This window comes from Streptomyces sp. NPDC060194 (genome assembly GCF_042728285.1).
Taxonomy (GTDB): domain Bacteria; phylum Actinomycetota; class Actinomycetes; order Streptomycetales; family Streptomycetaceae; genus Streptomyces.
Genome location: NZ_JBHWZH010000025.1, coordinates 1 through 12,506, shown reverse-complemented (window position 1 = coordinate 12,506; position 12,506 = coordinate 1). Strand labels below are relative to the sequence as shown.

6 protein-coding genes, 1 tRNA gene and 1 pseudogene are annotated in these 12,506 nt (G+C 76.3%); 2 read left to right on the top strand and 6 right to left on the bottom strand.

Translation table 11 applies throughout. The annotated features are described in order from the left end of the window. Positions 1 to 19: 19 nt before the first annotated feature. The 5 genes and pseudogenes from ACFWEG_RS08275 to leuS form a co-directional block, all read right to left on the bottom strand. Positions 20 to 2,542: pseudogene (locus ACFWEG_RS08275) on the bottom strand (ComEC/Rec2 family competence protein); the annotation flags it as partial. Beyond that, positions 2,539 to 3,717, bottom strand: a complete 1,179-nt coding sequence (locus tag ACFWEG_RS08270; protein WP_387210594.1) for a helix-hairpin-helix domain-containing protein — start codon at positions 3,715 to 3,717, stop codon at positions 2,539 to 2,541. The pseudogene ACFWEG_RS08275 and the gene ACFWEG_RS08270, both read right to left, overlap by 4 nt. A gap of 447 nt (positions 3,718 to 4,164) precedes the next feature. Next, complete coding sequence (locus ACFWEG_RS08265; RefSeq protein ID WP_387210591.1) at positions 4,165 to 5,010, bottom strand: DegV family protein; 846 nt, start codon at positions 5,008 to 5,010, stop codon at positions 4,165 to 4,167. Between the two features lie 236 nt (positions 5,011 to 5,246). Further along, a complete protein-coding gene (locus ACFWEG_RS08260) occupies positions 5,247 to 6,068 on the bottom strand; it encodes a hypothetical protein (protein ID WP_387210588.1) in 822 nt (273 codons plus the stop codon). A 179-nt stretch (positions 6,069 to 6,247) separates the two neighbouring features. Next, on the bottom strand, positions 6,248 to 9,145 hold the full coding sequence (gene leuS, locus ACFWEG_RS08255; protein WP_387210585.1) for a leucine--tRNA ligase: 2,898 nt from the start codon (positions 9,143 to 9,145) through the stop codon (positions 6,248 to 6,250). 443 nt (positions 9,146 to 9,588) lie between these two features. On the opposite strand from leuS, the gene ACFWEG_RS08250 reads away from it, so the two are divergent. Together ACFWEG_RS08250 and ACFWEG_RS08245 are read left to right on the top strand one after the other, a co-directional pair. Further along, entirely contained in the window at positions 9,589 to 10,788 is a 1,200-nt protein-coding gene (locus ACFWEG_RS08250) for a hypothetical protein (RefSeq protein WP_387210582.1), read from the top strand. Beyond that, positions 10,785 to 12,380, top strand: a complete 1,596-nt coding sequence (locus tag ACFWEG_RS08245; protein ID WP_387210579.1) for an NADH-ubiquinone oxidoreductase-F iron-sulfur binding region domain-containing protein — start codon at positions 10,785 to 10,787, stop codon at positions 12,378 to 12,380. The genes ACFWEG_RS08250 and ACFWEG_RS08245 overlap by 4 nt, the downstream gene beginning before the upstream one ends. Positions 12,381 to 12,435: 55 nt before the next feature. On the opposite strand, the gene ACFWEG_RS08240 is transcribed toward ACFWEG_RS08245, so the two are convergent. Then, positions 12,436 to 12,506, bottom strand: a tRNA-Ala gene (locus tag ACFWEG_RS08240).

The following is a 12,506-nucleotide window of genomic DNA, read 5'->3' as shown; positions in this document are numbered from 1 at the left end:
CCCCGCCGTCCGGCTCCCCGCCCGACAGGGCGATGGGGCCGTCCCGGTCGGTGCGCAGGACGGTCGCCCCCTGGCGGTGCAGCGCGGCCAGGGTGCTGGGCGCGGGGTGGCCGTAGGTGTTGTCCCGGCCCGCCGACACGAGCGCGACGCGGGGGTTCGCCCGGCGCGTCAGCTCGGGGTCCTGGAAGGCCGAGCCGTGGTGGGCGACCTTCAGGACGTCCACCGGGGGCAGTGCGGGGTGGGCGCGCAGCAGGGCGCGCTGGGCGGGCGGTTCGAGGTCGCCGAGGAGCAGCGCCGTCAGGCCGCCGGTGCGGACGTGCAGGGCCACCGAGGAGTCGTTCGCCCCCTCGGGCGGAGGCAGCGGCGGCGGGGGCGGCCAGAGCACCCGCCACTCCAGCGGGCCCGCCCGCCGACGCTCTCCCGCCACCGCGGCCGAGACCGGCACCCCGGCCGCCGCCGCGACGCGCCGCACCAGCGCCGCCTGGCCGGGCGGCTCCGCGAGCCCGGTGGTCTGGATCGCCCCGACCGCCCGCCCTCGCAGCACTCCGGGCAGCCCGCCGACGTGGTCCGCGTGGAAGTGGGTGACGAGCACCAGCGGCACCCGGGCGACCCCGAGCGCCCGCAGGCACCGGTCGACGGGCCCGGGTTCGGGGCCGGCGTCCACCACGACCGCGCTGCCCTCCCCCGCCGCGAGCACCGTGGCGTCGCCCTGGCCGACGTCGCACATCGCGATCCGCCAGTCCGGCGGGGGCCAACCGGTGACCATCCGGGTGAGCGGGGCCGGGCGGACGACGGCGACCAGCAGGAGCAGCACGCAGGCGGCCGCCCACCAGGGGTGCCGGAGGATCCGCCCCGCCGCCAGGACGACCGCGGCGGTGGCCCCCGCGAGGAGCAGCGCCCCCGACCAGCCGCCCGGCCATCCGAACGTCGCCCCCGGCTGCTCGGCCCCGGTCCGCGCGACCACCGCGATCCACCGCACCGGCCAGCTCGCGCACCAGGCCAGCCCCTCCGCCGCGGGCATCGCGAGCGGGGCTGCCGCCAGCGCGGCGAAGCCCAGCACGGTCGCCGGGGCGACCGCGAACTCCACCAGCAGGTTGCACGGGATCGCCACCAGGCTCACCCGCGCCGCCAGCACCACGACCACCGGCGCGCACACCGCCTGCGCCGCCCCCGCCGCCGCGAGCACCTCCGCCCACCGGGGCCGCATCCCCCTCCGCTGCAGCGCCTCGCTCCAGACCGGGGCGAGGGTGAGCAGGGCCCCGGTGGCCAGCACGGAGAGCAGGAATCCGTAACTCCGCGACAGCCAGGGGTCGTACAGGAGCAGCAGGACGACGGCGGCGGCAAGGGCGGGGAGCAGCGAGCGGCGCCGGCCGGTGCCGATGGCGAGCAGGGTGATCGCCCCGCAGGCCGCGGCCCGCAGCACGCTGGGCTCGGGCCGGCACACGATCACGAATGCCAGCGTCAGCACACCGCCGAGCAGCGCGGTGGCCCGCAGCGGGATCCCGAGCCGGGGCGCGAGCCCGCGCCGCTCGGCCCGCAGCGCCAGCCCCGGGGGCCCGATGAGCAGCACGAGCACGATGGTCAGGTTGGAGCCGGAGACGGCCAGCAGGTGCGTCAGGTCGGTGGCCTGGAAGGCCTCCTCCAGGTCCGGCGGGACGCGGGAGGTGTCGCCCACCACCAGGCCCGGCAGCAGGGCGCGGGCGTCCGGCGGCAGCCCGTCGGTGGCCTCGCGCAGGCCGGCCCGGAGCTCCCCGGCCCTGGTCTGGAGCGCGGTCGGCGGTGCGACGGTCCGGGGCGGACCCTTGCCGGTCACCCGCAGCACGGCCGCGCTGCGCTCCCCCTCGCGGGCGGGCGCGAACCGGGCGTGCACCCGCACCCGCGTGGAGGGCAGCAGCCCCAGCCAGGCCCGGTCCCGCGCCACGAGCCGCACCGGGGTCCGGGTCCGGGTGACGACGCCTCCCGCCTCGACCCGGGTGACCTCCCCGGCGATCACGATCACCGCCGGCATCACCACCGCACCCGCCGCCTTCGGCCGCACCAGCCGCGGGTCGCCCGTCACCCGCACCTCCGCCTCGGCGTGGGCGAACGCGGCGGCGAGGCCGGGGACGGGGCCCCGGTGCAGGTCGGCGGCGTGCAGGGCGGCGGTGACACCGAGGAGCGCCGCGCACAGCAGGGTCGCCGCCCAGGCCACGAGCCCCGGGCCCGCTCCGCGCCCCCGCACCCCTCGCGGCGCGCGCAGCAGCGCCACGGCCGCCACCCCGCAGACCCCGGCCCCGACCACCGTCCAGACCCCCGGCACCCCCACCGCCACCGCGGCCGCCGCCCACCCGGCCAGCGCGGGCGCCACCAGCCGCAGATCGGCCGGCCCGTCCTCCCGCCGCGGGTTCGACGCCCCGAGCCGGTGCCCGGACGCGGCGTGCACGGCCGCCCGCTCCCGCCCGGCCGCCCCGCCCGGCGGGCCCGTCGCCCCTCCCACCGTGCCGGGCCGCCCACTCGGCGCCCCCTGGGGCTCCGGCTCCCCCTGTCGGCCCGGCGTGGTCATGGCTGGACGAGGTTCTTCAGGTCGGCGAACCGCCGGTCTCCGATGCCGTTGACCTCGCGGAGCTGGTCGAGGGACCGGAACCCGCCGTTCTGGGTGCGGAAGTCGAGGATGTGCTGCGCGAGGACCGGTCCGACGCCCGGGAGGGCGTCGAGCTGCTCGACGGTGGCGGTGTTGAGGGAGACCGGTCCGGCGGCGGGCGCGGCCGGACCGCCGGCGGGAGGCGGCGGACCCGGTGCCGCGGGGCCGCCGGCGATCACCTGTTCGCCGTCGACGAGCAGCCGGGCCCGGTTGAGTCCCCCGGTGTCCGCCCCGGCCTTCACCCCGCCCGCCGCGCGCAGCGCGTCGGCGACCCTGGAGCCGGCCGGCAGCCGGTAGACGCCGGGCTCGCGGACCTTGCCGCCCACGTCCACCACGAGCCGCGCACCGCGCGCCCCGGAGCCGCCCGCCGGGGCGTCCGCCGCCCCGCCGGCCGGGACGACGGCCTCGCCGAACTCCGCGGGACCGCCCCGGCCGGTCGCGGCCGCTTCCGGCCCGGCCGCCGGCACCGCGGCTCGCGCCCCCACGACCTCGGGCGCCCGCACCGCCTCCGGCCGCCCCGACCAGAAGTGCTGCACCGCGAACGCCGTGCCCACCGAGAGCAGCACGGCGAGCGCGACCAGGTTCCGCCGCCCCATCCCGCACCGGGCCTGCACCCACAACGGCAACCGCTCGGCGAGCAGCAGCCGCACCCGCTCCCCGGCGGGGACGGCCGGGACCCGCGTCCGGCGGTGCGCCCCGGGACGGCCGGTGGGTGCGGAGGGACTGTCCCCGCCCGCCAATACGGCGGCATCCTCCCGCGGGACCGCCGCGCTGCCGTGCGCCCGGGGCAACCCGGGAGCGGCCGCGCTTCCGCGGCACTCCCCGCCCTCGGGGCCCACCCCTTCCTCCCCGTCCCGCGCCCTGCGCCGCTCGGCGAGCTCCGCCCCCGCCGCCTCCCGCGCCCGGACCCGCGCCGCGCGCCGGTCGGCCTCCTCACGGACCCTCAGCTCCTGCGCCTCCCGCGCCCGCCGCAACGCCTCCCGCGCGGCGACCGCGCCCGCGGGTCGGGGCGGCACCTCGACGGGCGGAGGCGGCCCACCGACGGGCGGCGGCGACTCGTCGACCACCGGCACCGCGGCCCCGGCAGGCGGCCCCACCGCACCCACCGCACCCACCGCACCCACGAACAACGCCTCCGCGCGCAGCCGCAGCGCCTCCGCCGAGGGATGTCCCGGCCCCGCCCGCCCCCGCCCGCCGAACCGGTCCGTCCGCCGCCCGGGCCCCGTACCGGCCCCGCGCCGGCGCCGCCGGACCCGTCCGTCGGACGCGAGGCCCCGCCCCGGCCCACTGCTCGCCGTGCCGGAGCCGGAGCCGAAGTCGGGACGGCAAACGGAGCCGGGGCCACGATCCGTCCCCACCGCCGAAAGCCGGTCAACCGCCTGGGTGTTCGCTGCAGAAGGAGTCATGCCCGCAACGGTATGCAGCCCCCCACCCCACTGTTGATCTTGGTGGATAACCGCGGCCTGTGGACAACTCAGCTCACTCGGACGGCCCCTTGACCGCACGCCCGGCACCGCGCGTCGGACCGCGCGCCGCGCCCCGCCTCACCGCGCCGAGACGACCGCTCCCAGCAGCCCCGGGCCCGTGTGCGCCCCGATGACCGCGCCGACCTCGCTCACGTGCAGCGCACCGAGCCCCGGCACCCGCTCGCGGAGCCGCTCGGCGAGCGCCTCCGCCCGGTCGGGCGAGGCGAGATGGTGGACGGCGATGTCGACGTCCGCCGCCCCCGCACGCTCGACGGCGACCTCCTCCAGGCGCGCGATCGCCCGGGACGCCGTGCGCACCTTCTCGCGCAACTCGATCCGCCCGCCCTCCAGTTCGAGCAGCGGCTTGACCGCGAGCGCGGAGCCGAGCAGCGCCTGCGCCGCGCCGATGCGCCCGCCCCGCCGCAGGTAGTCGAGGGTGTCGACGTAGAAGTACGCCGAGGTGCCGGCCGCGCGCTTCTGGGCGGCGGCCACCGTCTCGTCGAGGCTGCCGCCCGCCTCCGCCGTCCGCGCCGCGGTCAGCGCGCAGAAGCCGAGCGCCATCGCGACCATCCCGGTGTCCACCACCCGCACCGGCACCGGCGCCTCCCGCGCGGCGAGGACGGCGGCGTCGTAGGTGCCGGAGAACTCGGCGGACAGGTGCAGGGAGACGATCTCCTCGGCCCCCGACCCGGCGAGCGCGCGGTACGTGCGCGCGAAGACCTCGGGGGCGGGTCGCGAGGTGGTGACCGAGCGGCGCTTCTGGAGCGCCTCCGCCAGCGAGCGGGCGGAGATCTCGGTGCCCTCCTCCAGCGCACGGTCGCCGAGGACGACGGTCAGCGGGACCGCGGTGATGCCGTGCCGCTCCATCTCCCGCTGCGGCAGGTAGGCCGTGGAATCGGTGACGATCGCGACATGGCGGGACATGAGTCGGAGGTTACCCGTCCGGGGCCCGCAGCGGCAGCCCGGCCCCGCACCGGCCGGCACCCGCCGCTCACCCGCCGGCACCACCGCCGTCGCCGCCCGGACGCCTGGGGTCCGCGCCGCACCCGCCGAGGAGCACCTTCCGGGACGCACCTTCCGGGACGCGCCGTCCGAGCCGCACCCCCCGCGCTGCACCCGCCGACCACCGCCGGCCGCGAAAGCCGCTCGGCCGGGGCCCCTCAGACGTCGCCGCTCGGCCGCCGCCGCTTGCGCTCCGCCCAGTCCTCGGTGCGGGCGCGCGGGTCCGCGACCCGTTCCGCGACGGGCTCGCGCCGCTCCTCCCAGGGGTACGGGCCGGGCCGCCCGCCCGCCGTGATCGCCTGCGGGTCGGCGAGCGTGGCCCCTTGGGCCCCCGCCTCTCCCCCAGCCGCCGCCGAGCCCTCGCGCCCGGCGGGTTCCGGCCACGGCTGCCGGTCCAGCTCGGCCAGTTCGTCGGCCGGACTCGCCGCGCCGCCCTCGGTCGCCCAGTGCCGCAGCGCCCCGGACTCGACCTCGATCTGCGCGCTCAGCGAGGCCAGGTCGTCGTCGGCGAACTTCCGCGCGCGGTCGCGGACCGCCCACCGCATCGAGTCGGCGGCGTGCACGATCCGCTCGGTGCGCTCCTTCAGGTCGGGCAGCCGCTCGGAGATCCTGGCCCGGTCCGGGTCGCGTTCGAGCAGCCTCAGCTCCCCGTCGAGGGCGTGCCCGTGCTCGCTGAGGCGGGCGAAGAGCTCCTTGGACTCGGTCAACGACCCGTCCTCGACCGGGGACGCCGCGAGGGCGTCCTGGGTGGAGCGCATCGAGGTGCGCAGGGACAGCCGCAGCTCGGCGAGCGCGCCGGCCGCACCTCCCTGGGTGTAGGTCTTCGCGCGCAGCGCGGTGTCCTCGTAGGTCCGCCGGGCCTGGCTGACCGTGCGGTCCACGCCGCGCTTGGCGGCGCCCACGGCCTTCACCGTCGCGTACACCCCCGCGGCGAGGAACAGCACGAAGAGCAGCGCCACGACGGCGATCACGGCTTCCACGGGTGCTCCTCCAAGCATCGGGGACGTCCACTCCCACCGTAAACGCACACGGGCAGGCCGAGGGTTCCCGAGGAACCCCCAACCTGCCCGTAGGGAACAACCCTTAGGCCGGCCCGCGAGCCGGGACCGCCCCGCGCCGGGGCCCCCGACCCCGGACCGCCCCCGCGCCGCGACCGGACCTACGCCGGGACGATGTTCACCAGCTTCGGCGCCCGCACGATGACCTTCCGCACGCCCGCGCCGCCCAGCGCCGCGACGACGGCCTCGTCGCCCAGCGCCAGCGCCTCCAGCTCCTCGTCGGTGATCGACGGGGACACCTCCAGGCGCGCCCTGACCTTGCCCTTGATCTGCACGACGCAGGTCACCGACTCCGCGACCGCGTACACCGGGTCGGCGACGGGGAAGTCCTGGTGCACGACCGAGTCGCCGTGGCCCAGCTTGTGCCACAGCTCCTCGGCGATGTGCGGGGCCAGCGGGGCGACCAGCAGCACCAGCGACTCCGCGACCGGGCGGGACAGCGGCGCGCCCGCCTTGGTCAGGAAGTTGTTCAGCTCGGTGACCTTGGCGATCGCGGTGTTGAACCGCATCCCGTCCAGGTCCTTGCCCACCCCGTCGATCGCCTTGTGCAGGGCGCGCAGCGTCGGCTCGTCCGGGGCGGTGTCGACGACGGTGACCTCGCCGGTCGTCTCGTCGACGATGTTGCGCCACAGCCGCTGCAGCAGCCGGTACTGGCCGACGACCGCGCGGGTGTCCCAGGGGCGGGAGACGTCCAGGGGGCCCATCGCCATCTCGTACAGGCGCAGGGTGTCCGCCCCGTACTCGACGCAGATCTCGTCCGGGGTGACGGCGTTCTTCAGGGACTTGCCCATCTTGCCCAGCTCGCGCTTCACCGGCTCGCCCGCGAAGAAGAACTGCCCGTCCCGCTCCTCGACCTCCGTCGCCGGCACCGGGAAGCCGCGGCCGTCCCGGTAGACGAACGCCTGGATCATGCCCTGGTTGTACAGCTTGTGGAACGGCTCGGCGGACGAGACGTGGCCCAGGTCGAACAGCACCTTCGACCAGAACCGCGCGTACAGCAGGTGCAGCACGGCGTGCTCCGCGCCGCCCACGTACAGGTCGACGCCGCCGAGCGGCCGGTCCTCGCGGGGGCCCATCCAGTAGCGCTCGATGTCGGGGTCGACCAGCCGCTCGCTGTTGTGCGGGTCCAGGTAGCGCAGCTCGTACCAGCAGGAACCGGCCCAGTTGGGCATGGTGTTGGTCTCGCGGCGGTACGTGCGCGGGCCAAAGCCGTCGCCCAGGTCCAGGGTGACGTTCACCCACTCCTCGTTCCGCGACAGCGGCGTCTCGGGCTGCGAGGCGGCGTCGTCGGGCTCGAAGGTCCGCGGGCTGTAGTCGTCGACCTCCGGCAGCTCCAGGGGCAGCATCGACTCGGGCAGCGCGTGGGCGACGCCGTCCTCGTCGTAGACCAGCGGGAAGGGCTCGCCCCAGTAGCGCTGGCGGCTGAACAGCCAGTCGCGCAGGCGGAAGTTGACGGTGCCCTCGCCGACGCCGTGCTCCGTCAGCCAGGCGGTGACGCGCTCCTTGGCCTCGGCGACGCCCAGGCCGTCCAGGGAGACGTCCGCGTTGGCCGAGTTGACCAGGTGCGCGTCGGAGGAGACGAACGCGTCCTCCCACGTCGTCGTGTCCTCGCCGCGGCCGTCGGAGGGCTGGACGACGCAGCGCATCGGCAGCTCGAAGGCGCGCGCGAACGCGAAGTCGCGGGCGTCGTGGGCGGGGACGGCCATGATGGCGCCGGTGCCGTAGCCCATCAGGACGTAGTCGGCGACGAAGACGGGGACCTGCTCGCCGCTGACCGGGTTGGTCGCGTACGCGCCGGTGAAGACGCCAGTCTTCTCCTTGGCGTCGGCCTGCCGCTCGACGTCGGACTTCGACGCGGCGAACGCGCGGTACTTGGCGACGGCCTCGGCGGGGGTGCCGTGGCCGCCGGTCCACACCTCGTGTGTGCCCTCGGGCCAGGCGTCGGGCACGATCGCGTCGACCAGCTCGTGCTCGGGGGCCAGGACCATGTAGGTGGCGCCGAACAGGGTGTCGTGGCGGGTGGTGAAGACGGTGATCGCGCGGTCGCCCACCGGGAAGTCGACCCGCGCGCCCTCGGAGCGGCCGATCCAGTTCCGCTGCTGCAGCTTGATCGCCTCGGGCCAGTCCAGCGGCTCCAGGTCGCTCAGCAGCCGGTCGGCGTAGGCGGTGATGCGCATGTTCCACTGGCGCAGCTTGGACTTGAAGACGGGGAAGTTGCCGCGCTCGGAGCGGCCCTCGGCGGTGACCTCCTCGTTGGCCAGCACGGTGCCCAGGCCCGGGCACCAGTTGACGGGCGCGTCCGAGGCGTAGGCCAGCCGGTACCCGCTCAGCACGTCCGCGCGCTCGACGGCGGTCAGCGCGTCCCAGGAGCGGCCCCCGGGGACCTCACGGGAGCCGTCGGCGAACTGTGCGACCAGCTCGTCGATCGGGCGCGCGCGCCCGGCCTCGGTGTCGTACCAGGAGTTGAAGATCTGCAGGAAGATCCACTGGGTCCACCGGTAGTACTCCGGGTCGATCGTGGCGATCGACCGGCGCTTGTCGTGGCCCAGGCCCAGCCGGCGCAGCTGGCCGCGCATGTTGTCCATGGCGGCCTCGGTGGAGATCCGCGGGTGCGTGCCGGTGGCGACGGCGTGCTGCTCGGCGGGCAGGCCGAAGGCGTCGAAGCCCAGCGTGTGCAGGACGTTGTGGCCGTTCATCCGCTGGTAGCGGGCGAAGACGTCGGTGGCGATGTACCCCAGCGGGTGGCCCACGTGCAGGCCGGCGCCCGACGGGTACGGGAACATGTCCATGATGAACTTCTCGGGCCGCTCGGCCAGCGCCCGCGCGGCGGCGTCGGCGCCCGCCAGGTCGCCGCGGGGGTTGGGCGCCTCGTAGGTGCCCTCCGCCTCCCAGACGTCCTGCCAGCGCGCCTCGATGTCGGCCGCCAGCGCCGCGACGTACTTGAACGGCGCGGCGGACTGCTGGGCTGCGGACTCGGCAGCCGAATTCGTCTCGGTCATGATTCCTGAAGCTCCATCGATCGTCTCTGCGAGCGGCCGGCACATACGCGGAAAACAGAAATCCCCTCGCACAGGAGGGGACAGCCACACTGATTCCGCGCGGATCACCTCACCACGGGAGGGATCATCCGCCGGGACTGATCAGTGCGGCCCGCTAAGCAGAAGTCGTACGGCACGCATGGCGTCAGGGTACCGCAGCGCGGCGCGGGGCCGCAGCGCGTTCCGGCCGGGGCCCGTAGGGCACGCGCAGGGTGCCCCGCAGCGCACACGATCAAGGACTCTCCGTGCGGGCTTACCCCGCGTACCACCCGCTACCCGGACAACACCAGATGCCGGTGCCCACTTGATAACGACGCAATAACTCAAACCTCGTACTGACCGGTATAGCGCGACCTAGAGTGCGGAGCCGGGACCGCTTTCCCGATCCGTTCGGAGTCGCCTCCATGAGCCCTGACCGCAAGATCCGAAACACCGCCGTGCCGAGCCGGCCGCTGCAGATCGGCTCCACCGCGGCCCTGTTGATCCTGATACCCGTGCTCGCGGCCACCGCGAGCGACAGTCTGCGGGCCGCCCTGGACTTCACCAGCGGCGTGCTCTCCCTGGTCTCCCTGACCTCCGCGGTCGCCTGGGGGCTCCTCGCCAGGGACCGGCTCCTCCTGGACCCCCGCCAGCGCATCCTCGCCCAGGGCATCCACCGCGCGACCGCCGTCGCCTCCCTCGGCTTCATGCTGCTGCACGCGGCCCTCAAGGTCGCCCTCGGCCACGTCGCCCTCATCGGGGCGCTGCTCCCCTTCGGACTCGGCGTCACCGGGTCCGGGGCCCTGATCGGCCTCGGTTCGCTGGCCGGCTTCCTCATGGTCACCACCGCCGCGACCGGCGTCCTCAGGAGCGCGTTCGCGAGCCCCGACCGGACCGTCGCCGGCCGCTGGCGCGCCCTGCACGCCCTCGCCTACCCCGCCTGGTGCTCCGCCCTGGTGCACGGCCTGTACGCGGGGCGCGCCCCCGCCACCTGGGTCGTCGTCATGTACTGCCTGTGCCTGGCCGCGGTCGCGGTCGCCCTCGTCGCCCGACTGCTGCCGGAGTCCGTCAAGCGCGAGGTGCGCGGGTACGTCGCCGACCTGACCCGCGACCCGGCGCGCGGGGCGGAGCGCGCCCCGCGGACCGGCCCGCGCGACCCGATGCACGCCCCGCTCCCCGGCTCCCGCCCGGTCCCCCAGGACGGCAGGGGCTCGCGGACCCGCCGCGACGCGCCCGCCTCCTCCGTCCGCACCGACCCCGTCTTCCGCTCCGCCGGCTTCCCGCCGGCCGACCCGCCCCCGCGCGGCCCCTCGGCGCCGACCGACCCCCCGCTGGCCGAGCGCGTCCCCATGACCGAGGAGCTGCCGATCTTCCAGGACCCCTACGGCGTCCCGGGCGGCCGCGACCCCTACGCGACCCCTCCGCGCGCGCCCTACGCGCCGTACGAGGGGGCCGTCCACGACCCGCTCTTCCAGACCCCCGCCCCGCAGGCGGCGGCCCCCCGGTGGCCCACCCCCTCGCCGCCGCCCCCGTCCGCCCTCGACGACACCCAGCCGGCCACCGCCCCGCTCTACCCCCCGCCCCCCGGTGAGCCCTGGTCCACCCCCGCAGGAGACCGGCCTTGAACATCCCCCTCCCCGACGTGCCCGAGGTCCGCGTGGTCGGCCTCCCCCAGCTGACCGCCGGCTTCGACCTCGTCGACCGGCTCGATCTCGGCATGCACCTCAAGGTGCACGGTCCGCTCGCCCCGATGACCGGCGAGCGGCTCGCCGAACTCGCCGAGGACATCGGCCTCACCGGCCGCGGCGGCGCCGGGTTCCCCTTCGGCCGCAAGCTGCGCGCCGTCGCGAAGTCAGCGATCCGGCGCGGTGTCCGCCCGGTCGTCGTGATCAACGGCAGCGAGGGCGAACCCGCCTGCCGCAAGGACACCGTGATGCTGAACCGGGCCCCGCACCTGGTCCTGGACGGCGCCCTGCTCGCCGCCGAGGCGCTCGGCGCCCGCACCCTGATCGTCGGCGTGACCCGCAACTCCACCGAGGCGTCGATCCGCAAGGCCTTCGCCGAGCGCGGGCTGAGCGACCGCCGCGGCGCCCCGCTGCGGGCCCGGATCGTGCGCACCCCCGAGCGGATGGTCTCCGGCGAGGCGTCCTCGCTGATCCGCGCCGCGGACGGCGGCCCCGCGCTGCCGCCGGGCCGCCGCTCCCGGGCCGCGGAGTCGGGCGTCGGCGGCGCGCCGACCCTGCTCTCCAACACCGAGACGTTCGCGCAGATCGCCGTCGCCGCCCGGATCGGCGCCCTGCGCTACCGGGCGACGGGGCTCGCCGAGGAGCCGGGAACCGTCCTGCTGACGATCTCCGGGGCCGTCGCCCGGCCGATGGTCGTCGAGGTGCCCACCGGGGTGCCGCTGCGCTACGTCCTGCAGCTCGCGGGCGCTCCCCCGCTCCCGCAGGGCGTCCTGACCGGCGGCTACCACGGGCAGTGGATCGACGCGGTGGCCGCCCACGACGCGGTGGTCTCCAAGGCCTCGCTCGCGGCCGTCGGCGGCTCGCTGGGCGCGGGCGCGATCCTGCCGATCGGCCCGGAGACGTGCCCGCTCGGCGAGTCGCTGCGGGTGGCGAACTGGCTGGCCGCCGAGACGGCCGGGCAGTGCGGCCCCTGCAAGCTCGGCCTGCCGTCGGCGGCCGGGAAGCTCGCCGAGCTGATCCAGGGCGGCGGACAGGCCGCCCTGGAGTCCCTGCGGCAGATCACCCAGGCGGTGAAGGGCCGCGGGGCGTGCAAGCACCCCGACGGCTCGGTGCGCTTCTACCAGTCCACCCTCCAGGCGTTCACCGACGACCTGGCCGCCCACGTCCTGAGCGGCGGCTGCGGCCGCGAGACGACGGGCGTGCTGCCGCTGCCGATGCCCGGCTACCAGGAGGAGGGCCTGCCCTCCGGCGAGAAGCTCCACGTCGACTGGACGCTGTGCGAGGGCCACGGGCTGTGCGCGGGCCTCGTCCCCGAGCTGATCCGGCTCGGCCCCGACGGCTACCCCGCCCTCGCCGACGCCGCCGTCCCCGAGCACCTGCGGGGCCGGGCCCAGCGGGCGGTGCGCCGGTGCCCCGCGCTGGCGCTGCGCATCGAGCAGGAGCAGGGCGGCGCCGGGGAGCGGGCGGCGCGGCCCGCGCGGGCCGTGCTCCCCTCGCCCGTGCGCAAGGCGCTGGGCAGCGGCCGGGGTTGACCCGGAAACGCGGAATCCCGCCCGGTCGAGGTGACCGGGCGGGATCCTTGGGGTGTGGAGCTAAGGAGAATTGAACTCCTGACCTCCTGCATGCCATGCAGGCGCTCTACCAACTGAGCTATAGCC

Bases quoted from the DNA above. Each gene is read 5' to 3' on its own strand.
- leuS (WP_387210585.1), bottom strand. From the start codon at position 9,145: ATGACCGAGACGAATTCGGCTGCCGAGTCCGCAGCCCAGCAGTCCGCC.
- ACFWEG_RS08250 (WP_387210582.1), top strand. From the start codon at position 9,589: ATGAGCCCTGACCGCAAGATCCGAAACACCGCCGTGCCGAGCCGGCCG.
- ACFWEG_RS08265 (WP_387210591.1), bottom strand. From the start codon at position 5,010: ATGTCCCGCCATGTCGCGATCGTCACCGATTCCACGGCCTACCTGCCG.